20 protein-coding genes and 3 pseudogenes are annotated in these 24,055 nt (G+C 67.9%); 11 read left to right on the top strand and 12 right to left on the bottom strand.

Annotation, left to right across the window (positions count from 1 at the left end; all coding sequences use genetic code 11):
- Nucleotides 1-37 precede the first annotated feature (37 nt).
- Entirely contained in the window at nucleotides 38-1,252 is a 1,215-nt protein-coding gene (locus tag EPN51_RS01820) for an MFS transporter (protein WP_293035359.1), read from the top strand.
- 79 nt (nucleotides 1,253-1,331) lie between these two features.
- On the opposite strand, the gene glp is transcribed toward EPN51_RS01820, so the two are convergent.
- The 3 genes and pseudogenes from glp to EPN51_RS01805 form a co-directional block, all read right to left on the bottom strand.
- A complete protein-coding gene (gene glp, locus EPN51_RS01815; RefSeq protein WP_293035357.1) occupies nucleotides 1,332-2,537 on the bottom strand; it encodes a gephyrin-like molybdotransferase Glp in 1,206 nt (401 codons plus the stop codon).
- A 19-nt stretch (nucleotides 2,538-2,556) separates the two neighbouring features.
- Nucleotides 2,557-3,506: pseudogene (locus EPN51_RS01810) on the bottom strand (SDR family NAD(P)-dependent oxidoreductase).
- Nucleotides 3,507-3,578: 72 nt separating this feature from the next.
- Nucleotides 3,579-4,070, bottom strand: a complete 492-nt coding sequence (locus tag EPN51_RS01805; RefSeq protein ID WP_293035355.1) for a cupin domain-containing protein — start codon at nucleotides 4,068-4,070, stop codon at nucleotides 3,579-3,581.
- Between the two features lie 38 nt (nucleotides 4,071-4,108).
- Between EPN51_RS01805 and EPN51_RS01800 the strand changes: the two genes are divergently transcribed.
- The 3 genes from EPN51_RS01800 (at nucleotide 4,109) to EPN51_RS01790 (ending at nucleotide 7,596) form a co-directional block, all read left to right on the top strand.
- Nucleotides 4,109-4,807, top strand: coding sequence for a M24 family metallopeptidase (locus EPN51_RS01800; RefSeq protein WP_293035439.1), 699 nt, complete (start codon nucleotides 4,109-4,111; stop codon nucleotides 4,805-4,807).
- A gap of 222 nt (nucleotides 4,808-5,029) precedes the next feature.
- On the top strand, nucleotides 5,030-6,655 hold the full coding sequence (groL, locus tag EPN51_RS01795; protein ID WP_293035353.1) for a chaperonin GroEL: 1,626 nt from the start codon (nucleotides 5,030-5,032) through the stop codon (nucleotides 6,653-6,655).
- 104 nt (nucleotides 6,656-6,759) lie between these two features.
- Complete coding sequence (locus EPN51_RS01790; protein WP_293035351.1) at nucleotides 6,760-7,596, top strand: SDR family oxidoreductase; 837 nt, start codon at nucleotides 6,760-6,762, stop codon at nucleotides 7,594-7,596.
- Here the strand turns inward: EPN51_RS01790 and EPN51_RS01785 are convergent.
- From EPN51_RS01785 to EPN51_RS01770, 4 genes and pseudogenes are all read right to left on the bottom strand, one after another.
- On the bottom strand, nucleotides 7,585-8,145 hold the full coding sequence (locus EPN51_RS01785; RefSeq protein WP_293035349.1) for a carboxymuconolactone decarboxylase family protein: 561 nt from the start codon (nucleotides 8,143-8,145) through the stop codon (nucleotides 7,585-7,587). The genes EPN51_RS01790 and EPN51_RS01785 overlap by 12 nt on opposite strands.
- A gap of 73 nt (nucleotides 8,146-8,218) precedes the next feature.
- On the bottom strand, nucleotides 8,219-8,620 hold the full coding sequence (locus EPN51_RS01780) for a pyridoxamine 5'-phosphate oxidase family protein (protein WP_293035347.1): 402 nt from the start codon (nucleotides 8,618-8,620) through the stop codon (nucleotides 8,219-8,221).
- A 193-nt stretch (nucleotides 8,621-8,813) separates the two neighbouring features.
- Nucleotides 8,814-9,302: pseudogene (locus EPN51_RS01775) on the bottom strand (PPE family protein); the annotation flags it as partial.
- A 39-nt stretch (nucleotides 9,303-9,341) separates the two neighbouring features.
- Nucleotides 9,342-11,096 carry an amidohydrolase family protein gene (locus EPN51_RS01770; RefSeq protein WP_293035345.1) on the bottom strand — a complete coding sequence of 585 codons (1,755 nt, stop codon included), beginning with the start codon at nucleotides 11,094-11,096 and terminating at the stop codon, nucleotides 9,342-9,344.
- A 115-nt stretch (nucleotides 11,097-11,211) separates the two neighbouring features.
- On the opposite strand from EPN51_RS01770, the gene EPN51_RS01765 reads away from it, so the two are divergent.
- Nucleotides 11,212-11,730, top strand: coding sequence for a mycothiol transferase (locus tag EPN51_RS01765; RefSeq protein ID WP_293035343.1), 519 nt, complete (start codon nucleotides 11,212-11,214; stop codon nucleotides 11,728-11,730).
- A gap of 10 nt (nucleotides 11,731-11,740) precedes the next feature.
- Complete coding sequence (locus tag EPN51_RS01760; protein WP_293035341.1) at nucleotides 11,741-12,595, top strand: hypothetical protein; 855 nt, start codon at nucleotides 11,741-11,743, stop codon at nucleotides 12,593-12,595.
- 10 nt (nucleotides 12,596-12,605) lie between these two features.
- Here EPN51_RS01760 and EPN51_RS01750 read toward each other — a convergent pair.
- Nucleotides 12,606-13,587: pseudogene (locus EPN51_RS01750) on the bottom strand (cytochrome c biogenesis protein CcdA).
- A 122-nt stretch (nucleotides 13,588-13,709) separates the two neighbouring features.
- Between EPN51_RS01750 and EPN51_RS01745 the strand changes: the two are divergent.
- From EPN51_RS01745 to EPN51_RS01735, 3 genes are all read left to right on the top strand, one after another.
- On the top strand, nucleotides 13,710-14,396 hold the full coding sequence (locus EPN51_RS01745) for a TetR/AcrR family transcriptional regulator (protein ID WP_293035337.1): 687 nt from the start codon (nucleotides 13,710-13,712) through the stop codon (nucleotides 14,394-14,396).
- Nucleotides 14,397-14,458: 62 nt separating this feature from the next.
- Complete coding sequence (locus EPN51_RS01740) at nucleotides 14,459-15,046, top strand: MmpS family transport accessory protein (RefSeq protein ID WP_293035335.1); 588 nt, start codon at nucleotides 14,459-14,461, stop codon at nucleotides 15,044-15,046.
- The gene (locus EPN51_RS01735) at nucleotides 15,043-17,973 is read left to right on the top strand and encodes an MMPL family transporter (protein ID WP_293035333.1); all 2,931 of its coding nucleotides are present in this window, start codon (nucleotides 15,043-15,045) and stop codon (nucleotides 17,971-17,973) included. The genes EPN51_RS01740 and EPN51_RS01735 overlap by 4 nt, the downstream gene beginning before the upstream one ends.
- Nucleotides 17,974-18,083: 110 nt before the next feature.
- Here the strand turns inward: EPN51_RS01735 and EPN51_RS01730 are convergent, their stop codons facing one another.
- The 4 genes from EPN51_RS01730 to EPN51_RS01715 form a co-directional block, all read right to left on the bottom strand.
- Complete coding sequence (locus EPN51_RS01730) at nucleotides 18,084-18,536, bottom strand: DUF5078 domain-containing protein (RefSeq protein ID WP_293035331.1); 453 nt, start codon at nucleotides 18,534-18,536, stop codon at nucleotides 18,084-18,086.
- A 78-nt stretch (nucleotides 18,537-18,614) separates the two neighbouring features.
- The gene (locus EPN51_RS01725) at nucleotides 18,615-19,526 is read right to left on the bottom strand and encodes a crotonase/enoyl-CoA hydratase family protein (RefSeq protein ID WP_293035329.1); all 912 of its coding nucleotides are present in this window, start codon (nucleotides 19,524-19,526) and stop codon (nucleotides 18,615-18,617) included.
- 9 nt (nucleotides 19,527-19,535) lie between these two features.
- A complete protein-coding gene (locus EPN51_RS01720; protein ID WP_293035327.1) occupies nucleotides 19,536-19,844 on the bottom strand; it encodes a hypothetical protein in 309 nt (102 codons plus the stop codon).
- Between the two features lie 10 nt (nucleotides 19,845-19,854).
- Nucleotides 19,855-21,957 carry a prolyl oligopeptidase family serine peptidase gene (locus EPN51_RS01715; protein ID WP_293035325.1) on the bottom strand — a complete coding sequence of 701 codons (2,103 nt, stop codon included), beginning with the start codon at nucleotides 21,955-21,957 and terminating at the stop codon, nucleotides 19,855-19,857.
- A 65-nt stretch (nucleotides 21,958-22,022) separates the two neighbouring features.
- Between EPN51_RS01715 and EPN51_RS01710 the strand changes: the two genes are divergently transcribed.
- Both EPN51_RS01710 and EPN51_RS01705 read left to right on the top strand, forming a co-directional pair.
- Complete coding sequence (locus EPN51_RS01710; protein WP_293035323.1) at nucleotides 22,023-23,546, top strand: aldehyde dehydrogenase family protein; 1,524 nt, start codon at nucleotides 22,023-22,025, stop codon at nucleotides 23,544-23,546.
- On the top strand, nucleotides 23,546-24,043 hold the full coding sequence (locus EPN51_RS01705; RefSeq protein WP_293035321.1) for a DUF779 domain-containing protein: 498 nt from the start codon (nucleotides 23,546-23,548) through the stop codon (nucleotides 24,041-24,043). The genes EPN51_RS01710 and EPN51_RS01705 overlap by 1 nt, the downstream gene beginning before the upstream one ends.
- Nucleotides 24,044-24,055 lie beyond the last annotated feature (12 nt).

Raw genomic sequence — 24,055 nt, 5'->3', positions numbered from 1 at the left:
TTCGTGGACGCCCACAGAGGGAAGGTTCACCATCGACATGCAACCGCACAGTGCTGATCGGTGGGTGTCACCGGTGCGTCAGGCGAAACGTGGTGTCACCGCCGCATTCATCGCCCACGGTCTGGTGTTCTCGTCGTGGGCCGCCCACATTCCGCGCGTCAAGGCCGAGCTGGGCCTCTCCGACGCGGCGCTGGGAACGGCGCTGTTCGGCGCGCCCCTGGGGTCGGTCCTGGCCACACTGCTCAGCCACTGGGCGCTGCGCCGCTGGGGCAGCCACCGGCTGATCCCGGTCATGGTCGCCGGCTACGCGGCCGCGGGGACGACGGTGGGCCTGGCCCGGTCCGGGCCCGCGCTGTTCGGTGCGCTGGCGTTGTGGGGGACGTTCCAGGGGGCGCTGGATGTCGCGATGAACACCCAGGCCGCGACGGTCGAGCGGGCCGCCCGCGCGCCGATCATGGCGCGGTTCCACGGCATGTGGAGCGTCGGGACGCTGGTCGGGGCCGTGGTCGGCGCGGCGTGCGTCGGCGCGGGCATCGGCCTGGCCGCGCAGCTGGCGGTCCTCGGGGCGGTCGTGCTGGTCGTGGTGGGAACGCTCACCCGTCGGCTGATCCCCGATGCGCCCGACGCCGCCGCCGCGGCGTCGGGCCCGGCCCGGGGCAAGCGGGCCTGGATGACGCCGACGGTGGGGATCCTGGCCGCGGTCTCGTTCGCGTCGTTTCTGTGCGAAGGCGCCGCGACCGACTGGTCGGCCAACTACCTGCGCAACGTCGTCGGCGCCGGCCCGAGCGTCTCGGCGTTGAGCTACGCGGCCTACACGTGTGCGATGGTCATCACCCGGTTCGGCGCGCCCCGACTGCACGCGCGGTTTCCGAGTCGCCGGTTGCTCCCGGCTCTGGCGCTGGTGGCCGTGGTCGGCATGAGCGCGACGCTGGCCACCGCCAACCCGGGCGTCAGCCTGCTCGGTTTCGCCGCGCTCGGCGTGGGCGTGGCGCTGCTGGTGCCCACCGCATTCAGCGCGGCCTACAGCGCGAGCGGAGCGGGATCAGCGATCGCCATCGTGGCGGCGACCGGTTGGCTGGGCTATCTGCTCGGACCGCCGCTGATCGGTCACCTGTCCGGCTGGGTGGGGCTGTCGGCGGCGCTGGTCACGATCCCGGTGACGATGTCGATCGTCGGCATCGCGATCCGCTGCACCCCGGCCTTCGACAAGGCCGACGAATTCCACCGGGACGTGGCCACCCCCGCGGGGTAAGTGCCGGCGCTGATTGCCCGGCTAGCGCTGATTGCCGGACTCCTCAGCACCCCGCTCCGCGGGCTGCATCGTCGCCCGGCTAGCGCAGATCCCAGACCTGGAGCCGGGTCCCCTCCCGCACCTCGACGACGTCCTCGGGGATATCGAGCAGCCCGTTCGCCGACGCCAGCCACCGCAGGTGGTGTGACGCCGGCGGGCCGTAACTGGTGACGGAGCTCGCGTCGTCGCTGAGCACCGCGCGCCGGAACTGGCGCCTGCCGCGCGGCGAGGTCAGCGACTCGGCGAGCACCGCGAGCCGGTGCGGGCGTTCCGGATCCGGCAGGCCCATGGCCGTGCGCAGCGCGGGCCGCAGGAACACCTCGAAGGACACCAGCGCGCTGACCGGGTTGCCGGGCAGCGTGACGATCGTCGTGCCGGCCACCCGGCCCACGCCTTGCGGCATGCCCGGCTGCATGGCGACCTTGACGAATTCCACGCCCTGGTCGCCGTCGCGGCCGAAGGCGTCCTTGACCACCTCGTAGGCGCCGGCGCTGACACCGCCGCTGGTGATGATCAGATCAGCGTCGGTCGCGTACCGGTCGATGAGCGAACTGAATTGGGCCACATCGTCTTCGGCGGTCGCGACGGCGACCAGTTCGGCGCCCGCATCCCTGACGGCTCCGGCCAGCATGATCGAGTTGGACTCGTAGATCTGTCCCGGCTGCAGCGCGGTGCCCGGGGTCACCAGCTCCGATCCGGTCGAGATCACCAGCACCCGTTGGCGCGGAATCACCGGCAACTCGGCTATCCCCAGCGCCGCGGCAAGGCCGAGCACGGCCGGTGTCACGACCTGGCCCCGGCGCAACACGGTGGTTCCGGCGCGGACGTCCTCACCCGCTCGCCGGATGTGCTTACCGGCCACGCGGGGCTCGCGGATCGACACGACGTCCACACCGCCGTCGGTGGCCTCGACCGGCACGATGGCCGTCGCCCCGGCGGGCAGCGGCGCGCCGGTCATGATCCGGTGCGCGGTACCGGATTGCAGCGTCAGTTCGTCGGTGCGCCCGGCCGGAATGTCCTCGGCAACCGGCAACACCACCGGGTTTCCCGGCGTGGCCGACGTCGTGTCTTCGGCGTGCACCGCGTACCCGTCCATGGCGGAGTTGTCGAAGATCGGCAGCGGCAGCGGGGCGACCATGTCCTCGGCCAGCGCCAGGCCTTGGGCTTCGGCCAGCGCGACCGAGACCGGCGGCCGGGCACGAATCAAATCGGTGACAACACGCTGATGTTCCGCGACTGATCGCATCGGGCTCATTATCCGCGCGTCAGATCGGGAAGCTGACACCGGTGAGTTGTTCGGAGACGGCCCACAGCCGGCGTTGCAGTTCGGCGTCGTGGGACTGGGCGCTGGATTTGACGAGCTTGGGGCGGCCACGCTGCTCGAAGAAGCCGTCCGGGCCGAAGTACTGCCCGCCTTGACGGCCGGATCGGTGGCGGCCCGCAGCGTCGGGAGCGCTCCCATGGCCGGGCTTTGGAACAGGACCGGGCTCAGCGCGGCTACGGCGGGCCTGAAGATCGCCGGCAGGTTGCGGGTCAGCTCGGTGTTGGAGCCGCCGGGGTGCGCGGCGACGGCGATGGTCTTCGCGCCGGGCGCGGCCGCCAGCCGGCGCTGCAGCTCGTAGGTGAACAGCAGGTTGGCCAGTTTGGATTGCCCGTAGGCGGCGATCCGGTCGTACCGGCGTTCGGACTGCAGGTCGTCGAAGTGGATCGCGGCCCGCAGCCGGTGGCCGAGGCTGCTGACGGTCACCACCCGCGAATCCCGCACGGCAAGCAGGTGGTCGAGTAGCAACCCGGTCAGCGCGAAGTGTCCCAAATGGTTTGTGCCGAACCGCAATTCGAATCCGTCCCGGGTGACCTGCTTGGGCGTCCACATCACCCCGGCGTTGTTGATCAGCAGGTCGATGCGGGGGTAGGCCGCGCGCAGCGCGTCGGCGGCCGACCGCACCGCGTCCAGCGACGTCAGGTCCAACTGCTGCAGCGTGACGTCTACTTTGCGGGGCCCGTGGCCCTCGGCGGCGACGATGCGCGACAGCGCCGCGTTGCCCTTCTCGAGGTTGCGAACCGCGAGCACGACGTGGGCGCCGCGGTGGGCCAGCACGGCGGCCGCCTCATACCCGATGCCGGTGTTGGCGCCGGTGATCACGACGACACGGCCGCTCTGATCCGGGACGTCGCCCTCCGACCAGGCGCGGTTTTCTTTGTCGTTGGAAGCCATGGCCCAAAAGATACTCATCTGGAACCGATGCCGACGGGTGGGCGAGACAGCGCGGAACGGTGGCCTGACCGGTCAGATCCAGTAGTTGTCGTGGCGGACGAACCACTCCCGGCGCTCGTCGTCGGTCATGTGGGCGAGCGCCGCGAATCCTTCGAAGTAGGCCTCGCGGGGCGCGCCGGGCGCGAACAGCATCAGGATCGACGCCGGTTCGTCGGCCTCGTTGCGGAAGCCGTGGATGCCACCCGGCGGGACGTAGAGGAAGTCCCCCTGGTGGCCGTCCGCCCACTCGGTGCCGTCGTAGAGCTTCATCGTCCCGGAGAGCACGAAGAACGCCTCGGACATGGCCCGGTGGAAGTGCGCCGGGGGTCCGCCGCCGGCCGGGGCGATGTCGACCCGGTAGAGGCCGTAGTCGCCGTCGGTCGCCTGCTGGTCGGCGAGGTAGTGGTACGTGACCCCGGTGGATTCGTAGTCCGGCGGTGAGTCGGCCCGTTTGAGCCAGGCGCTGACCTCGGGCTGGTCGGCGGTGTAGCGGGGCGGCGGATACGGCGGCACGACAAGCGACATGGTCCCAGTGTGCGCATAGCATCGCCGTTGTGGGGATTGTGGAGCGATCGACCGCCGAAGACGTCCGGGCGCAGCGGCTGCTGGACGCCGAACACAAGGCGGCCCAACTGTTCGACGAAATCGAGCGGCGGGCCATGATTCGCCCCGGGATTACAGAAAAGGAGCTCTCCGACCAGATCCATGACCTCGCCGGGCAGATGTTCGGGGTGAGGAGGCACTGGCATCGGCGGATCGTGCGCGCCGGGGAGAACACGCTGCAACCGTTCCACGAGCGTCCGCCCGACCGGATGATCGTCGACAACGACATCGTCTTCCTGGACCTGGGGCCCATCTTCGAGGAGTGGGAGGCCGATTTCGGCCGGACGTTCCTGCTGGGCGACGACCCGCACAAGACGGCCATCCGCGATGCGCTGCCGCGGGTATGGCAGGCCGGCCGCGACTACTTCGCCGGCCATCCCGACGTCACCGGCGCCGAGCTGTTCGACTTCGTCGTCGGGGTGGGCCAGGCCGAGGGCTTCGAGTGGGGCAGCCGCATCGCCGGTCATCTGGTGGGGGAGTTCCCGCACAAGAAGATCGCCGGCCCGGGCATCGAGTGGTACATCATGCCCGGCTCGGACAAGCCGATGCGCCGAACGGACCCCCGCGGCCGCATCTGCCACTGGATCCTCGAGATCCATCTCGTTGACCGCCCGCGCGGTTTCGGCGGCTTCTACGAGCAGCTGCTGGACCTGCCCTGAGCGGGTCGCTTCGGCGGCCTTTCTTGCACTCGGCATAGGCGAGTGCTAAGAATGACTTGGCACTCGCGACCAGCGAGTGCTAGGTCGGGACGGTGAGACCTAGCCCCAAGACAGCCGGGTCGTCCGTCGCGGGCACTGCGCCCGGCCACAGCGTCCAATGGGGCGACCCGACAAGCGGTCGCCCCGTGTGTCACCCCATATTTTCGGAGGAATCACTTCGCAATGGCCAAGATAATTGCGTACGACGAAGAGGCCCGTCGCGGCCTCGAGCGGGGGCTCAACGCCCTCGCCGACGCGGTAAAGGTGACGTTGGGCCCCAAGGGCCGCAACGTCGTCCTGGAGAAGAAGTGGGGTGCCCCCACGATCACCAACGATGGTGTGTCCATCGCCAAGGAGATCGAGCTGGAGGACCCGTACGAGAAGATCGGCGCCGAGCTGGTCAAGGAAGTCGCCAAGAAGACCGACGACGTTGCCGGTGACGGCACGACGACGGCCACGGTGCTGGCTCAGGCTCTGGTCAAGGAGGGCCTGCGCAACGTCGCCGCCGGCGCCAACCCGCTGGGCCTCAAGCGCGGCATCGAGAAGGCCGTCGAGAAGATCACCGAGACCCTGCTCAAGTCGGCCAAGGATGTCGAGACCAAGGAGCAGATCGCGGCCACCGCGGGTATCTCCGCGGGCGACCAGTCGATCGGCGACCTGATCGCCGAGGCGATGGACAAGGTCGGCAACGAGGGCGTCATCACCGTCGAGGAGTCCAACACCTTCGGCCTGCAGCTCGAGCTCACCGAGGGCATGCGGTTCGACAAGGGTTACATCTCGGGCTACTTCGTCACCGACGCCGAGCGTCAGGAAGCGGTCCTCGAGGACCCGTACATCCTGCTGGTCAGCTCCAAGGTGTCGACCGTCAAGGACCTGCTGCCACTGCTGGAGAAGGTCATCCAGGGCGGTAAGCCGCTGCTGATCATCGCCGAGGACGTCGAGGGCGAGGCGCTGTCCACGCTCGTCGTCAACAAGATCCGCGGCACCTTCAAGTCGGTGGCGGTCAAGGCCCCCGGCTTCGGTGACCGGCGCAAGGCGATGCTGCAGGACATGGCCATCCTCACCGGTGGTCAGGTCGTCAGCGAGGAGGTCGGGCTCTCGCTCGAGACCGCCGACATCTCGCTGCTGGGTAAGGCCCGCAAGGTCGTCGTCACCAAGGACGAGACCACCATCGTCGAGGGCGCCGGTGACTCCGACGCCATCGCCGGCCGGGTGGCCCAGATCCGCAGCGAGATCGAGAACAGCGACTCCGACTACGACCGCGAGAAGCTGCAGGAGCGCCTGGCCAAGCTGGCCGGCGGTGTTGCGGTGATCAAGGCCGGGGCGGCTACCGAGGTCGAGCTCAAGGAGCGCAAGCACCGCATCGAGGACGCGGTCCGCAACGCCAAGGCCGCCGTCGAGGAGGGCATCGTCGCCGGTGGTGGCGTGGCCCTGCTGCAGGCGGCTCCGGCCCTGGAGGAGCTCAAGCTCACCGGCGACGAGGCCACCGGCGCCAACATCGTGCGCGTTGCGCTCGAGGCTCCGCTGAAGCAGATCGCCTTCAACTCCGGGCTGGAGCCCGGCGTTGTCGCCGAGAAGGTCCGCAACGCGAAGCCCGGCACCGGCCTGAACGCTGCCACCAATGAGTACGAGGACCTGCTCAAGGCCGGCGTTGCCGACCCGGTCAAGGTCACCCGCTCGGCGCTGCAGAACGCGGCGTCCATCGCGGGCCTGTTCCTGACGACCGAGGCCGTCGTCGCCGACAAGCCGGAGAAGGCGGCCGCCCCGGTGGGCGACCCGACCGGTGGCATGGGCGGCATGGACTTCTAAGTCCACGACTCAAGTACGGGAAAGCCCGGCCCTCACAAGGGGCCGGGCTTTTTCGTGTCTGCGGTGCCGCGTGCCCTCAATTCTCGGCGCTCTAGGGTGAACGCGTGGCGCTTCCGACTCCCTCACCCGCCGGCACCGCCGTCGTGACCGGCGCATCGTCGGGCATCGGCGCCGACATCGCGCGCGAGCTGGCCGCCCGCGGCCACGGCGTGACGCTCGTCGCCCGCCGCGAAGACCGGCTGCGCGATCTGGCCGACGAACTCGCCGGCCGGGTGCGCGTCGAGATAATCGCCTGCGACGTCGCGGATTCCGCCGCCCGGGCCGGCCTGTTCGACGAGGTCGACCGCCGCGGCCTGACCGCCGACATCCTGGTCAACAACGCCGGCATCGGCACCATCGGGTCGGTGACGAAAACTGACGTCGACGACGAGATCGCACAGGTGCGCGTCAACGTCGAGGCCGTCATCGACCTGACCACCCGCGCGGCCCGGCAGATGGTGCCGCGGGGGCGCGGCGCGATCCTCAACGTCGGATCCACCGCCGGCTACCACCCGTTCCCGGGGCAAGCCGGCTACGCCGCCACCAAGGCGTTCGTGAAGACCTACACCGAAGGGGTGCGCGGCGAACTCGCCGGCACCGGCGTCACCGTCGCGCTGCTGTGCCCGGGTCCGGTGCGCACCGAGTTCCTGAAGAACGCGGGCATGGACGAGCGGGACTTCGCGGACGCGTTCCCGAAGTTCATGTGGATGCCGTCGCGTGAGGTGGCGCACACCGGAATCGACGCGCTCGACAAAGACCGCGGCACCGTAATCCCCGGGCTGCCAAGCCAAATCAGCACCCGGTTGTTTCAGTTCATGCCGCGGCGGCTGCTGCTGCCGCTATTGAAGAATCAGCATCCGGGCCTCAAAAGAGACATCGGCGGGGACCGGTCAGCCGGCTAGGGGCCAGCGCCGCATCCAGCCCTCCACCGGAAGCGAGAGCGCGTTGCACAGCGTGCAGATCGTGCGGTACCAGCCGACGGCCGTGAGCAATTCGATCCGCTGCTCGTCGTCGAGGTCGCGCCCCAGCGCCGTCCAGGTCGCCTCCGACCACGAGCCGGTGCGCTCGCACTCGTCCACCGCCGCGATCAGTGTCCGCTCGGCCGCGCTCCACCGTGGGTCGTCGGGGCCGCCTAAAACCAGCGCGTCGCACTCGTCGTCGCTGACACCGGCGATCGGACCCCAGAAGGCGGCCTGCCCGCCCCACTCGTAGGCGCAACCCACGAGCGCGCAGCTGCGAAGGATGGCGATCGTCCGCGTTCGGGGCGGCAAAAGCGCTGCAGTGTAAAGGGATTCGCCGAGCTTGCGCAGCCGGGAGGCCAGCACCGGATGGCGCTGCAGGCAGCGCACCAGAAGCAGCGGCTCATAGGTACGGTCCGGGTGGCCCCAGCTGTTGATACCGGCGGCGTCCGCTTCACTCCACGGCGGGGCGAGTGGTGCGACGCGGCTCACGGATGAGACTGTACGGCCCTAGCCCGACGGCGGCGACCCGCAGCGCCCGGCTTCGCCGCGCTTGCGATCGCCGCTAGCCCGGCAGCGAGAACACGACGCAGTCGTGCAGGCAGCCCTTGGCCACTTCGGGGGAGTCGGCGTCGCGGTGCAGCAGCGCGCGCGAGGGCACCACTTCGAGCCGAACGGCGTCGCCGGTATCGTTCTCCAGGGACACCGAGGCCTCGCCGTCGACGATCAGCGAATAGCCCCCGGGTTCGGGCGGGGGCCACAGCAGGGTGACGTCACGGCGCCGGGCCAGGTTCTGCTGCGTGCGGCCGCCGATAAGGCCGATCTCTAGCGCCTCCCCCCGCAGCTCGGGTTCGACCGTCACGGTGTGCGACCGGTATTCGTCGTCGACCGTGATCAGGTACGCGTACGGATAGTTGACAAGCGCGTCGGCCAGCGCCTGGAAATCGACCTTCTTCTTGCTGCGCATGATGTTCCAGGATAGGCGCGAACCGATGCGGTCCGCGTTACCGCGGTGCCGGGGGCGTGAGGAACCCCGCGATGCGCGACGTGTAGCCGCGGGCGACGGCACCGGAACTGGCCGGGCGCGTGACGGCGGTGCTGGTGTTGGAGAAGCCGAGGTTTTGCAGCACCTGATTCCAGGGCGGCAGCTTGGCCACGGCCGCCGACGCGTCGGCGTGGTATCCGAACATCGCCGCCACGTCCGAGGCCCACATCTGGTCGTAGGCGGCCTCGATGTCGGCGATCGCCGGGGTGTTCTGGCTCAAATGATTGTTGGCCGCCAACGCCGACGCCAAGGCCCGGTTGGCCATCACCACGGCGGGCTGCACCGTGGCCGCGAGCGCCACCTCGAACGCGGTCGCGATGGCCGAGGCCTGGTGGGACACCTCTTCCGCCTGCGCGGCCGCCGCGCTGAGCCAGCTCACGTATTGGCTGGCCACGGTCATCATGGCGGTCGACGACGCGCCCTGCCATGACCCACTGGCAAGATCGGACGTCACCGAAGAAAAAGACGATGCCGACGACGCCAGCTCCCCGGCCAGCCCGTCCCACGCCGCCGCGGCAGCAAGCAGCGGCCCGGGACCAGGACCGGAGAAAATTAGTGCCGAGTTGACTTCCGGCGGTAACCACGCAAAATGCGGGTTCGTCACGGGCCCCAACTTAGCTGGTATATGCCACTTTTGGTGGCGTTATTGCAAGACCGCCGGGCGGGGTTGACGGCCACGCACCAACTTGCCCGGACGGGCAGCGGTGGGGACGCCGTGTTCAGCGATGATTTCTCCGGACACGATCGTGGCGACATAGCCGTCCGCGGTCTGGTCCAGGCGCCGGCCGCCGGCGGGCAGGTCGTGGTTGATGACCGGCTTGTGCAGCCGCAGCGCGGCGTGGTCGATGACGTTGAGGTCGGCCTTGTAGCCGACGGCGATGCGGCCGCGATCACTCAGCCCGGCGACGCGGGCCGGCACGGAAGTGAGTTCGCGAACCGCCTCGGGCACCGTGAAGCGTCCGGACTTACGGTCCCGCGCCCAGTGGGTCAGAAAGTAGGTCGAGTAGCTCGCGTCGCAGATCATCCCGTAGTGCGCGCCGCCGTCGCCAAGGCCCAGCACCACGTCGTCGCGATGCAGCAGCTCCCCGACAGTGTCCAGCGAGTTGCCCTGCAGATTGCTGGTCGCGACCAACAGCATGGCCCGGCCCTCGTCGTCGAGCAGCCGGTCGTAGGCCTCCTCCATCGGCGCCACGCCCTTGGCGCGGGCGCGGGCCCCGACGCTGGTCGACGGGTCGGGCTCGTAGTCGGGGTCCTCGCCCAGCGGGTAGATCCAGTCCCACATCTGCGCCACGTACAGGATCGGGTGACCCTGGCCGGGCTTGTCGGCCAGGATGCGGGCACGGACCTCGGGCTTGCGCATCTCGGCGACCCGCTCGGCCAGCGGCAGGTGCGCGATCTCGCGATAGCTGGGGTAGAGCACGAACGGATTCGCCGATAGTTGCAGCCCGATGATCAACCCGATCGGGCGGGGCAGCAGCTGCGCGGTGAATTGTGCGTCGGCGTTGCCCGCCCTGCCGTTGGCCTTCTCGACCATGGTGATCGCGTCCGGCCACGACGGGTCGCCGGAGTTGCCGACGACGAGGGTGAAGGTAAGCGGGAGCCCGACGTCCTCGGCGACATCGAACACCGTCTGCAGCACGGGCTGGTAGCCGCCGGACGGGATGTCGGGAACGAACTGCAGCAGGCCCCCACCGCCGTCCACGACACCCCTGGCGATCTCCTCGATCTCTTCGCGGGCGGCGTCGTAACTCGGTATGGGCGAACCGCTTTCGGTCTTGTGGATGGTCAGCCGCGACGACGCGAAGCCCAGCGCGCCTGCCTCGATCGCCTCCTTGGCCAGCGCCCTCATCTTCGCCAGGTCGTCCTCGGTGGCCGGCTCACGGTCGGCGCCGCGCTGACCCATCACGTACACGCGTAGCGGCGAATGCGGCAGGTACGCGGCCACATCGATGTCACGCCTGCCCGCGTCGAGTGCGTCCAAGTATTCGGGGAAGGTCTCCCATGTCCACGGCAGGCCGTCGGTCATGACGACGCCGGGAATGTCCTCGACGCCGGCCATCACGTCGACCAGGATGTCGTGGTCGGACTGGCGGCACGGGGCGAAGCCGACCCCGCAGTTGCCCATCACCACCGTCGTCACCCCGTGCGCCGAGGACGGGGTCAGCCGCTCCGACCAGATGGACTGGCCGTCGTAGTGGGTGTGCAGGTCGACGAAGCCGGGCGTGACCAGCAGACCGGTGGCATCGATCTCCCGGTCGGCCGTGGCCCCGTTCACGGGGCCACTTTGTGGCCCAACGGCCACAATGACGTTGTCGGACACCGCCACGTCACCGACGTACGGCTCACCCCCCAGCCCGTCGACGATGGTGCCATTGCGGATGATGAGGTCGTAAGTCATCCAAACAATCTACGACCGGTGCGGTGGGTCGTGCCAGGATCTTCTTGGTGGGCGACCCCGACGGCGACAAGCGTCGAAGCTGTCTTCCACGCGGTGCTCCCGTAGTGTCGCGAGTATGGCCAGCACCGACGATGCCGCCGTTATCCAAGACCTCCTGCGCGACGCATTCACCCGGTTGATCGAACACGTCGACGAGATCACCGAGGGTTTGACCGACGAGGTGTCCGGCTACCGGCCGGCCCCGAACGCCAACAGCATCGCCTGGCTGATCTGGCACAGCGCACGGGTGCAGGACATCCAGCTGGCCGACGTGGCCGGCGTCGAGCAGGTGTGGTTGCGCGACGGCTGGGTGGACCGGTTCGGACTGGACCTGCCGCGCAACGACTCCGGCTACGGGCATTCGCCCGATGACGTGGCCAAGGTGAAGGCACCCGCGGACCTGTTGTCCGGCTACTACCACGGGGTGCACGAGCTCACGTGCGACTACATCGCCGGGGTCACCCCCGAGGAGCTGGCCCGTGTCGTGGACACCAACTGGGACCCGCCGGTGACGGCGAGCGCGCGCCTGGTGAGCATCATCGACGACTGCGCCCAGCACCTCGGGCAGGCCGCCTACGTGCGGGGGATTGCGTAGATTCGCAGTCGTGCGATTCGCGGCGAGCGTGCTGTTGTGGCTCACCACCACGCTTGCGCTGGCGGTGGCGGTCCCCGCGGCGTGGACGCAGCTGCACGTGGTTGACGCCGACGGCTACGCCACGATGGCGCGCGGCGCGGCGGGCGACCCGGCGCTGCAGTCCGCCATGGCGGCCGAACTCACCACTCGGGCAATGGCTCTGGCCGCCGCGCATGGCGGGGGCCGCGATCCGGTCGACAGTTCCGAAGTGCACGATGCGGCCAGCGCTTTCACCGCCGGGCCGGCGTTTCCGCCGCTGTTCGCCGAGGCCAACCGCGCCGCGCACGGCTGGTTGTTCGGCGACCCGGGAGCCGGGGAGAACGCCGAGCAATGGGCGGTCGACGTGGCCCCGATGCTCAGGGACGACTCGATTCAGCCGCTGCTGAACCGCTACAACGTGACGGTCCCCGCGAAACTGACTGTCCCGCTGACCGTTTCGGTCCCCCAATCGATGCGGCCGGGACGGCTGAGCCGGCTGTCCACCTGGGGGCCCTGGGTGAGCGTGGGTGCGGCGGCGCTGTGCGGTGTCGGCGCGCTGCTCACGCTGGCCGCCGCGCGCCGCCGCGGCAAGGCGCTGAGCAGCCTGGGGGTGTCAGCCCTGCTCGTCGGCGCGGCCGGCTGGGCGGGCCTCGAGGTCGCCGGCCGCTACATCGACAGGGCGCTCAACCACACCACCGGCGACATCCGCCGCGTCGCCGAGGCGATGATCGGCCACGCCGAAGCCGGTCTGCACCAATGGCTCAACGTCACGTTGCTGGCCGGCGCCGCCCTGGTGGGATTCGGTGTGCTCGTCGCGATGCTGGGCGGTCTGTGGAAGAAGTCGTGAGGCCGGTCCGCTAGCCGAACGTGAACGAGAAGACCTGCAGGCCCTTGCTGACGCGCATGTCGAGCTGATCCCGGCTCGCCCCGTCGTCGGCGACGATCTGGTGCAGGGTGGGCACCCCGCCGATGGGCGTCGCGGTTGTCTTCTGATCCCGGGTCACGGTGATGGTGCCGGTGCCGCCGGGATCGCGCGCTGGCAGTTGATGCACGAGTACGCCCAGAAGTCGATCAGGATCACCTTGCCGCGCACCGAGTCGTCCTCGAGCGGCTTGCCGTCCGGGGTGTTGAGCCACCCGGTGATGCCGGTGAGGGCGGGAGCCGGTCCGCACTGTTGCAGCTCGGCGGATCCGCTGGTGCAGTCGCTCAACGCGCCGTCGACGGTGACGCCGCCCCGGCTCAGCGGCAGCACGCCGCCCCGTCCCGGCGGCGTGGTATCGGGGGCGGGATTCAGGCTGCGCCCGATTTCGTTGGCTCCCAGCTTGTTCTGCATCGCCGTCGTGTAGTCGGGGACGGCGCGCTGCAGCATCGCCGGCAGGTTGAACACCAGCGCCACGGCGAGCACGATCGCGGCCAGCACCGGACCCGCGCACGGCACGTACAACGCGCCCAACGTCAGCCCCAGGCCGAAACCATCTGTGTTAGGGCCGATTTGGCGCTGAGGGAAATGGGTGAACGGCCGCTCGATCAGGTGTTGCAGCGGCGGGAAGATCAGCCCCAGGCCGATGAGGGTCAGCACCAGCAGGGCGGCCCACCGGATCGCGTCCTGCGGCAGGTGCAGCGCCGTCAGCAGCGCGGAGCCGATCAGCGTGGCCAGGCTGAAGCTGCACACCAGGCCCGCGATCACCAGGTACGGGCGCGCCACCGACCTCAGGCCCCGGGTGCCGGCTCGGGTGCTGTCCATGCCGGACAGCAGAAGCACCGGAAGACCGGAAGGATGCACGGCGAGATACCGGTGATCAGGCCGTCGAGAAACCCGATGAGGGCGATGGTCTGCACGCGCTACTTCCAAGGACGCGGTGGGCGCCGGGCGGTGAGAATGGTTCCAGCTTTACCCGTTACGGCTCCCGCCGAGTGACCTCGTGCAAATCACGCAACGTGCGTTATACAAATCACACAACGTGCGTTACGCTCAGCCGGTGGCGCAACTCGCATTCCAGCGCGCCCGCACTGAGGAAAAGAAGCGCCAACGTGCGGAGGCCCTCGTGGAAGCCGCACGCTCGCTGGCGCTGGAGACGGGCGTCGCATCGGTCACCCTCACCGCGGTCGCCAGCCGCGCCGGAATTCACTACTCGGCAGTGCGCCGTTACTTCACCTCGCACAAGGAAGTCCTGCTGCGCCTGTCCGCCGAGGGCTGGGTGCGGTGGTCGAACACCGTATCGGACAAGCTCGCCAAGCCCGGCGCCAAGTCGCCCTTGCGCATCGCCGAGACGCTGGCCGAGGCGCTGGCCGACGATCCGTTGTTCTGCGACCTGCTGGCCAACCTGCACCTGCACCTCGAGCACGAGGTGGACGCGGAACGCGTCATCGAGGTCAAACGCATCAGCACCGCGGCGACGCTCTCGCTCGCCGATTCGATCGAGAGCGCGCTGCCCGAACTCGGGCGACCGGGGTCGCTCGACATCCTGCTGGCCGCGTACTCGCTGGCGGCCACGCTGTGGCAGGTCGCGAACCCCCCGGCGGATCTCACCGATGTCTACGCCGAGGAGCCGGAAGTGGCCCCGCCCGAGTGGAATCTGGACTTCGCGACCGCGCTGACGCGCCTGCTGACCGCCACGTGCGTCGGCCTCATCTCGGGATCGGAATGAACAGGAAAGGGGGCCGGGGCGCTGTGGCTTGGCGAACTGCAACCGGTGCGAACGGTCGCGAGGTGTCCGAGCGCCCGGGGCCGCGGCAAGGGCTTGGAGCGCCCGTAACGACTGAGCCAAGGACCGAGCCGCTAAAGAAGCAGGGCTCCGGCGGCGGCGAGGGCAACAAGGTCGCCCCACAGCGCGCCCGGAAGAAGGGGTTGCTGGGCCGTTCCTGGCTGGTGCTCACGATCGTGGCTGTGGTCGCGCTGTCGGGATTCGTCGTATACCGATTGCACGGCGTCTTCGGCGTTCACAGTGGGTCGTTCGGTGGTGGCACCTCGGGCGAGGTCCTCGACGAGTTCAACGCCAAGACGATCACGCTCGAGGTCTGGGGCCCACCGGGCAGCACGGCAACCATCAACTACCTCGATGAAAACTCCCATCCGCAGCAGGCCCTCAACGTGCCCTTGCCCTGGAGCAAAGTATTGAGTTCAACGAAGCCCGGCATCCCGGCAAACCTGGTGGCGCAAGGAGACGGCAGTTGGATCGCGTGCCAGTTCGTCGTGAACAAGCACGACGGGAGCGGTGACGTCATCAAGACTCCGAATCGCTCAGATGCCAACCAAACCGTGAACGCCTTCGTCTATTGCCTGGACAAGTCCGCATGAGCGAGCCGGGCGTGGCTCCGCCGCGCGTCGATCAGCCGCTGATCCCGCCGTTCCTGCCGCGGATGATCCATCGGCTGGCCCTGCCGATCGTCCTGGTGTGGTTGGGCATCGTGTTCGTCACCAACACCGTGGCCCCGCAGCTGGAGGTCGTCGCCAAAACTCACTCGGTGTCGATGAGTCCGACTGACGCGGCTTCCTTTCAGTCGATGATGCGGGTCGGATCGACGTTCAAAGAGTTCAACTCCGACAACTCGGCCATGATCTTGCTGGAGGGCGACAAGCCACTCGGGACCGAAGCGCACCGCTACTACGACGAGATCGTCAGGCGCGTCGAGCAAGACAAGAACCACGTTCAGCATGTCCAGGATTTCTGGAGTGATCCGCTGACGGCGGCGGGCTCCCAGAGCCACGATCAAAAGGCCGCGTACGTCCAGGTTTACCTCGCCGGCAACATGGGCGGCGGGCTGGCGAACGAGTCTGCCGCGGCCGTCCGCAAGATCGTGGACTCGGTGCCCGCGCCGCCGGGAATCAAGGCATACGTCACGGGCGCGGGCCCGCTGTTCGCCGATCAGTCCCACGCGGGTGAGAAGGGCGTCGCGAAGGTCACGCTCGTCACTTTTTTGGTGATCGTGGTGATGCTGCTGTTCGTGTACCGGTCGGTGGTCACCGTTCTGATCATGCTGGCCATGGTGTTCGTCGAGCTGGCAGCGGCCCGCGGTGTTGTCGCGACGCTCGGTAACTACGGCGTCATGGGGCTGTCGACGTTCGCCAACAACATGCTGGTGCTTATGGCGATCGCCGCCGGGACGGATTACGCGATCTTCGTGGTCGGCCGCTATCACGAGGCCCGTGGTCTGGGCGAGACCCGCGAACAAGCGTTCTACACCATGTTCCACAGCACCGCGCATGTCGTGCTGGGATCGGGCCTGACCATCGCCGGCGCGATGTACTGCCTGAGCTTCTGCCGGCTGCCGTATTTCCAGTCGCTGGGGGTGCCGTGTGCGGTCGGCATGCTGGTCGCGGTGTTGGCGGCTTTGACGCTGGCTCCGGCGATACTGACGGTGGCTTCGTTCTTCAAGCTCATGGATCCGAAGCGCATGCTCCAGACCCGGGGCTGGCGTCGGATGGGCACCGCGGTCGTCCGCTGGCCCGCACCGGTTCTCGCGGTGACCATCGCGGTCGCGTTGGTTGGTCTGCTCGCCCTGCCCGGTTACAAGACGGACTACGACAACCGCCACTTCCTGCCCGCGGACACCCCGGCCAATGTGGGTTATGCCGCCGCGGACCGGCACTTCGACCAGGCTCGGCTCAATCCTGAGCTGTTGATGATCGAGACCGATCACGACTTGCGTAACCCGGCCGATTTCCTGGTCCTGGACAAGATCGCCAAGGCGGTCTTCCACATCCCCGGTATCGGCCGGGTGCAGACCATCACCCGGCCGCTGGGCACGCCGCTCGACCACAGCACCCTCGGTTTTCAGATGGGTGCACAGGCCGCAGGGCGGATCCAGACGCAGCACTATCAGGAAGAGCAGGCGAAAAACCTGCTGAACCAGGCGGACGAGCTCAAGAAAACGATGGCGACTCTGCATGAACAGATGCAGGTCACCCAGGATCTGAGCAACACCACGCACGAAACCACCAAGCTCACCAAGGAAACCGTGCAGATCACCGAGAGGTTGCGCGACGACATCGCGAACTTCGATGACTTCCTTCGGCCGGTCCGTAGCTACTTCTACTGGGAGAAGCACTGCTACGACATCCCGGTGTGCTGGGCAATCCGGTCGGTCTTCAACGCGCTCGACGGCATCGACCAGGTGGCCGAGAACATCGTGAACCTGAGCGCGAATCTGGACAAGCTGGATCAGATCCAGCCCAAGCTGGTGGCGCTGATACCGCCGCAGATCGAGAGCCAGCAGCGCAACCTCGACACCATCATGTCGAACTATGCGATCACAAAGGGTCTCAACGATCAGGCGAAAGCGCAGTCCGACAACGCCACTGCGCAAGGCGACGCCTTCGACAAAGCGAAGAACGACGACACGTTCTACCTTCCGCCGGAGGCCTTCAAGAGCCCGGATTTCGCGCGCGGTCTCAAACAGTTCATATCGCCGAACGGGCACGCCGTCCGGCTGATCATTTCCCATGAAGGCGACCCGGCGACTCCCGAAGGCATCAAGCACATCGAACCGATCAAGCAGGCCGTGCACGAGGCCATCAAGGGCACCCCCTGGGAGGGCGCCAAGGTCTACCTCGGCGGCACCGCCGCGACGTACAAGGACATGCACGACGGCTCCAACATCGACCTGATGATCGCCGGAATCGCCGCGGCCACTTTGATTTTCGTCATCATGCTGGTGATCACCCGAAGCGTCGTGGCGGCCGTGGTGATCGTCGGTACGGTGTTGCTGTCGCTGGGCGCCTCATTCGGACTCTCCGTGCTCTTATGGCAGTACATCCTGGGTTTGAAGTTGCACTGGATGGTGCTGGCGATGGCGGTCATCCTGCTGCTGGCGGTCGGCTCGGACTACAACCTGCTGCTGATATCGCGGTTCAAAGAGGAAATCCACGCCGGGCTCAAAACCGGGACGATCCGCGCGATGGCCGGTTCGGGCTCGGTGGTGACCTCCGCCGGTCTGGTGTTCGCCGCCACGATGGCCACGTTCATGTTCAGCCCGCTGCTGGTGATGGCCCAGGTGGGTACGACGATCGCACTGGGTCTGCTGTTCGACACCTTGATCGTGCGGTCGTTCATGACACCGTCGCTGGCCACCCTGTTCGGGCGCTGGTTCTGGTGGCCGCAGCACGTGCGACCACGGCCGGCCAGCACCATGCTGCGGCCATACGGACCGCGTCCCGCCGTGCGCGAGCTGATCCGCAACGACGTCGAGAAGCACCCGGCGGGCGGATTGGTACAGCCGCGCTGATCTTGCGTGGCGCGTGAGTGTCGAGGTTGCGCCGGCGTGACGGCTGCGCGGCGGCGTCAGCGCTGCGTTACTGACCCGTACATTCGCGGGCCGTCAGGCGGCCGTGCGGCTTACGACCAGTTCCACACCGACATGTCGCCGGGCGGGTACTGGTTGCAGATGTCGGTCGCCTTGGCGACCACGCCCTTGTTGTTGAAGAAGATCTTCATGTGGTTGGGCCACGCCAACCACAGCGGGTCGGCCTGCGGCGCATAGAAGTTCTCGGAGTAGTTCCGGCGGTCCTGCGGCGACAACGCGTAGAACCAGTGCGCCTTGTCGATGGCGGCCTGGTTCACGTTGGGGTGGTTGTTGAAGTCGATCATGTAGCGCTGGTAGTACACCGGGCTGGTGTCCCGGGAGGCCGCCAGGATCTGCTCGGCATCACACGTGGTGTTGATCATCCGGCGGGGGATCGGGAAGTCCTCCGTGGAGTCGGCTACCGCGGTCGACGGGAAGATCGCAGCGGTAATCCCCAGAGCAACAAACGCGGCGCCTGCACGCAGGCCAGCACTCAGCCGAGACATAGCAATTACGGTAACACTTTTTGGCCCGCCGCGGACATTTCCCAGGTCACTGCCAGGGATCGCTAGCCCATCTCAGTATCAGTCCCGATCAGGGACGATGACGTGCGTGGGGTCCGGCCGCAGCTCCGGCGGGGCCTGGCTGTAGTCCCCGAATGGGCCGTCGCGGCGCTCGACGGCGGCCCGCACGCCCTCGGTCTCGGCGATCTTGATGAAGGCCAGGGCATCGGGCGTATTGCGCATCAGGCCGTCGAGGATGCCGCCCAGCGTCTGGGTGGAGGCCAGGCCCATGTTCTCGTAGGCCTGGTTGACGATCAGCTTCTGCGCCTGCAGCTGCGACAGGGGGATTTGCGCCAGTTCGGCCGCGATCTCGGCCACCCGCGCTTCCAGCCGCTCGAAGGGCACCGCCTCGTTGATCAACTCGATCTCGGCGGCCTGCGCGCCGGTCAGCGGCCGGCCGGTCAGCGAGTGCCACTTCACCTTGGCCAGGCTCAGCCGGTAGAGCCACATCCCGGTCAGATACGCACCCCACATCCTGCTGTAGGGGGTGCCGATCACGGCGTCTTCGCTGGCGATGACGAGGTCCGCGCATAGCGCGTAGTCGCTGGCCCCGCCCACGCACCAGCCGTGCACCTGGGCGATCACCGGTTTGGATGCCCGCCAGATGGCCATGAACTTCTGCGTCGGCCCGGTCGCGCGGGCGCTGACCATCGCGAAGTCCTTGCCGGGATCCCACTTCCCGTCGGTCATCATGGAATCACCCCAGTGGGCGAACCCGCCGCCGAAGTCGTAGCCGCCGGAGAAGGCCCGGCCCGCGCCGCGCAGCACGATGACCTTGACGGCCGGGTCGCGCTCGGCCAGGCCGATGGCCGCCTCGATCTCGTCGGGCATGGGCGGCACGATGGTGTTGAGCTGCTCCGGCCGGTTCAGCGTGAGGGTGGCAACCGGGCCGGCCGTGGTGTACAGCAGCGTCTCGAAGTCGGTTTTGGGCATGGCCCAAACTTAGGGGTCGGGCTGCCGGTTTTCCGGCGAGGATGCGTAGATTCGCTCGCCGATCTTCAGATACGGCGTCGTCAGGTAGGCGGAAAAGGCGACGAGGGCCGAAAAGATCGCCGCCGCGAGGATGCCGTTGGGCCAGAGCTGGCCGGTCCCGAACGCAAAGCAGACGATGCCGATGAACGAGGTCGCCCAGTAAAACCGCCGGCCGGCGCGACGGTCGTTGATGAAGCGATAGCGCGCCTGCGCCGCCGAAACCAGGATGAAGATCAACCCGGTCGCCAACAGGGTGAGTTCGATGCGTTGCGCTGACACGTCGTTGATCTTATGACTGCTTGCCGCCGAGCATCTGCCAAAGGAAGGAGTAGGTCAGCGCCGACTTGAACGCGACCTGCTCGTTGTCGGCCGCGCCGGCGTGGCCGCCTTCGATGTTCTCGTAGTAGAACACCGGATGACCGGCGGCCGCCAGCGCCGCCGTCATTTTGCGGGCGTGACCTGGATGTACCCGGTCATCGCGCGTGGAGGTGGTCATCAGCACCGGCGGGTAATGGCGCGTCGCCGAAATGTTCTGGTAGGGCGAGTATTCGGAGATGAATTCCCAGTCGTCGGGATTGTCCGGGTCGCCGTATTCGGCCACCCAGGAGGCGCCGGCCAGCAGCAGGTGATAGCGCTTCATGTCCAGCAGCGGCACGCTGCACACCAGCGCACCGAATTTCTCCGGGTACCGGGTCAACATGACACCCATCAGCAGGCCGCCGTTGCTACCGCCCTGCGCCCCCAGCTGCTCGACCGTGGTGATGCCGCGATCCACCAAATCGGTTGCCACGGCGGCGAAGTCCTCGGCCACCTTGTGCCGGCCCTCGCGTATCGCCTGGGTGTGCCAGCCGGGGCCGTATTCGCCGCCGCCGCGAATGTTGGCCAACACATACGTGCCGCCGCGGGCCAGCCACAGCCGGCCCAGCACGCCGCTGTAACCCGGCGTGTTCGACGATTCGAATCCGCCGTAGCCGTAGAGCAGGGTGGGCGCCGGCCCGTCGGATGCCGCCGACCCGCCGGGCCGCACGACGAAGTAGGGGATCGGTGTGCCGTCCCGCGACCTCACGAAATTCTGTGCCACCGAGATGTTTTCGGCATCGAAGAATACCGGCGCGGACTTGAGCTGCTCGAGGTTCCCGTCGTCGGTGCCCCGCATCAGCCGTGACGGTGAGTCGAATCCGCTGGAATCCAGGAAGAACTCGTCGCCGGTGTCGTCGGCGGAAACGACGACCGTGTTGGTCGCGGCCGGGATCCCGGCAACCGGTTCGCGTCGCCAGCTGCCCCGTGACGATCGCAAGCGCGGCGGAGCCGGGCGCAGCGGGTCGTCACGCGAAGGCGGCGTGACGATCTCGACGCGGCTGGCCACGTCGACCAGCGAGACGATCAGCAGCCGGTCGCGGGTCCACGCGTAGTGGTTGAGCGCGGTGTGCTCGTCGGGTTCGAAGACGACCTGCAATTGCGCTGTGCCGGAAAGGAATTCCTCGTACTTGGCGGCCAGCAGCGACCCGGAGCCATAGCTGGTGTCCCCCATGAACCACTCGCTGCGCAACTCGACCAGAAGCCACTCGCGGTGCAGGCTCACGCTGGCGTCGGTGGGGGTGTCGATGCGGATGAGTTCCGCGCCGCGCAGCTCGTAGAGTTCTTCGTTCCAGAAGTCCAGGCCCCGGCCGATCAGGGTGCGTTCGAAGCCGGGGATCCGGCTGGTGCTTGCCACCACGTTCACGTCGGAGCGGGCGCCCTCGAAGACCGTCTCGGCGTCGGCCAGGGGTGTGCCCCGGCGCCACCGTTTGACCAGCCGCGGATAGCCGGAATCGGTGAGCGTGTCGGCGCCGAAGTCGGTGCCGACCAGCACGGTGTCGGGATCTTCCCAGCTGACCTGCGACTTGGCTTCGTCGAGATCGAACCCGTCGGCAACGAATTCCCGTGTGATCATGTCGAATTCGCGCACGATGGAGGCGTCCGAACCGCCGCGGGAGAGGCTGATCAGCGCGCGGGTGTACTCAGGGTGGATGACGCCGGCGCCGGCCCACACCCATTTCTCGCCGTCGGCTGCGCCCAGCTCGTCGACATCGATCAGCACGTCCCACTCGGGGTTGTCGGTGCGGTAACTGTCCAGCGTGGTGCGCCGCCACAGCCCGCGGGGGTTGGCGGCGTCGCGCCAGAAGTTGTAGAGGTACTCGCCGCGCCGCACGACATAGGGGATGCGGGCGTCGGTGTCGAGCACCTCGAGCGCCTCGGTGCGCATCCGCTCGAAGCCGGCGTCGCGGAAGCGCGCCAGCGTCGGCTCGTTATGCGCCCGCACCCAATCCAGCGCTTCGTCACCGGTGACGTCCTCGAGCCACAGGTAAGGGTCTTCGTTGGCTTGCGGGTCGGTGCGGGCTTGCGACGTCATGGAAGCCATTGTGGCTCCGGCGGTAGTGTGAGGTGTATTACACAGCCGAACGAGGAGCCGAGCAGATGACCGTTTTCGCACGTCCGGGTTCTGCCGGGGCGTTGATGTCATATGAGTCCCGCTACGAGAACTTCATCGGGGGCCAGTGGGTTCCGCCGGCGCGGGGGCGCTACTTCGAGAACCCGACACCGGTCACCGGCCAGACGTTCTGCGAGGTGGCCCGCTCGGATGAGGCCGACGTCGCCAACGCGCTCGACGCCGCCCACGCGGCCGCTCCGGCGTGGGGCAAGACGGCGCCGGCCGAGCGGGCCGCGATCCTGCACAAGATCGCCGACCGCATCGACGAGCACACCGCCGCGCTGGCGGTGGCCGAGGTCTGGGACAACGGCAAGCCGATCCGCGAGGCGCTGGCCGCCGACATTCCCTTGGCGGCAGACCATTTCCGGTATTTCGCCGCGGCGCTGCGCGCCCAAGAGGGCTCGCTGAGCCAGATCGACGAGGACACCGTCGCCTACCACTTCCACGAGCCGCTCGGCGTGGTCGGGCAGATCATCCCGTGGAACTTCCCCATCCTGATGGGCGCCTGGAAACTGGCGCCCGCACTGGCGGCCGGCAACGCGGTGGTGCTCAAACCCGCTGAGCAGACACCGGTTTCGGTGCTCTACCTGATGTCGCTGATCGGTGATCTGTTGCCGCCCGGGGTGCTCAACGTCGTCAACGGATTCGGTGCCGAGGCCGGTAAGCCGCTGGCGTCGAGCGACCGGATCGCCAAGATCGCGTTCACCGGGGAGACCACCACCGGGCGACTGATCATGCAGTACGCGTCGCAGAACCTGATCCCGGTCACCCTGGAACTCGGGGGCAAGAACCCCAACGTCTTCTTCTCCGACGTGATGGCCAAGGCCGATGACTATCAGGACAAGGCGCTGGAGGGCTTCACGATGTTCGCCCTCAACCAGGGCGAGGTGTGCACCTGCCCGTCGCGCAGCCTGGTCCAGGCCGACATCTACGACGAGTTCCTGGAGCTGGCCGCCATCCGCACCAAGGCGGTCCGCCAGGGCGATCCGCTGGACTCCGAGACCATGCTGGGTTCGCAGGCGTCCAACGACCAGCTCGAAAAAGTGTTGTCCTACATCGAAATCGGCAAGGACGAGGGCGCCAAGGTGATCACCGGCGGCGAACGCGCCGAGCTCGGCGGCGACCTGTCCGGCGGCTTCTACATGCAGCCCACCATCTTGGGCGGCGACAACAAGATGCGGGTCTTCCAGGAGGAGATCTTCGGGCCGGTGGTGGCGGTGACGTCGTTCTCCGATTACGACGACGCCATATCGATCGCCAACGACACCCTCTACGGCCTGGGCGCGGGGGTGTGGAGCCGCGACGGCAACACCGCCTACCGGGCCGGGCGCGACATCCAGGCCGGCCGGGTGTGGGTGAACTGCTATCACGTCTATCCCGCCCACGCGGCGTTCGGCGGCTACAAGCAGTCCGGCATCGGCCGGGAGAACCACAAGATGATGCTGGACCACTATCAGCAGACCAAGAACATGCTGGTGTCCTATTCCGAGAAGGCGCAAGGGTTCTTCTGATGGGGTCGCCGGCCGGGCCCCCACCAGGACTAGCCATCACCGCCCCGGCCGCCGAGGTGCTGACGCGGCTGCAGGCGACTCACGGACCGGTGATGTTCCACCAGTCCGGCGGCTGCTGCGACGGGTCGTCGCCGATGTGCTACCCGCTCGGCGACTTCCTCGTCGGCGATCGCGACGTCCTGCTGGGGGTGCTCGACGTCGGGCCCGACGGGGTGCCGGTGTGGATTTCGGGCCCGCAATACGCGGCCCACTATCGCGACAAGCACACCCAGTTGGTGATCGACGTGGTGCCCGGTCGCGGAGGCGGGTTCAGCCTGGAAGCACCCGACGGTGTGCGGTTCCTGTCCCGCGGCCGCGTCTTCGCCCCAGCGGAACAGGCGTCCCTGGTCGCCGCGCGGGTGATCACCGGCGCCGATTACGAGCGTGGTGAACGCCCCGCGACGCGAGGTCCGGTGGTGGCCGACGCGGGCGTCGCGACCTGCCGTCCACACCGGTAACCGCAGTACAGT

The sequence above is a fragment of the Mycobacterium sp. genome (genome assembly GCF_004298145.1).
Taxonomy (GTDB): Bacteria; Actinomycetota; Actinomycetes; order Mycobacteriales; family Mycobacteriaceae; genus Mycobacterium.
This window is presented reverse-complemented; position numbering and strand designations above follow the sequence as displayed.

Coding starts and splice junctions, on each gene's coding strand:
- EPN51_RS01705 (WP_293035321.1), top strand. CDS start 23,546: ATGGGGTCGCCGGCCGGGCCCCCACCAGGACTAGCCATCACCGCCCCG.
- EPN51_RS01725 (WP_293035329.1), bottom strand. CDS start 19,526: ATGCCCAAAACCGACTTCGAGACGCTGCTGTACACCACGGCCGGCCCG.
- EPN51_RS01770 (WP_293035345.1), bottom strand. CDS start 11,096: ATGACTTACGACCTCATCATCCGCAATGGCACCATCGTCGACGGGCTG.
- EPN51_RS01715 (WP_293035325.1), bottom strand. CDS start 21,957: ATGACGTCGCAAGCCCGCACCGACCCGCAAGCCAACGAAGACCCTTAC.
- EPN51_RS01710 (WP_293035323.1), top strand. CDS start 22,023: ATGACCGTTTTCGCACGTCCGGGTTCTGCCGGGGCGTTGATGTCATAT.
- EPN51_RS01820 (WP_293035359.1), top strand. CDS start 38: ATGCAACCGCACAGTGCTGATCGGTGGGTGTCACCGGTGCGTCAGGCG.
- glp (WP_293035357.1), bottom strand. CDS start 2,537: ATGCGATCAGTCGCGGAACATCAGCGTGTTGTCACCGATTTGATTCGT.
- groL (WP_293035353.1), top strand. CDS start 5,030: ATGGCCAAGATAATTGCGTACGACGAAGAGGCCCGTCGCGGCCTCGAG.
- EPN51_RS01805 (WP_293035355.1), bottom strand. CDS start 4,070: ATGTCGCTTGTCGTGCCGCCGTATCCGCCGCCCCGCTACACCGCCGAC.
- EPN51_RS01730 (WP_293035331.1), bottom strand. CDS start 18,536: ATGTCTCGGCTGAGTGCTGGCCTGCGTGCAGGCGCCGCGTTTGTTGCT.
- EPN51_RS01780 (WP_293035347.1), bottom strand. CDS start 8,620: ATGCGCAGCAAGAAGAAGGTCGATTTCCAGGCGCTGGCCGACGCGCTT.
- EPN51_RS01735 (WP_293035333.1), top strand. CDS start 15,043: ATGAGCGAGCCGGGCGTGGCTCCGCCGCGCGTCGATCAGCCGCTGATC.
- EPN51_RS01765 (WP_293035343.1), top strand. CDS start 11,212: ATGGCCAGCACCGACGATGCCGCCGTTATCCAAGACCTCCTGCGCGAC.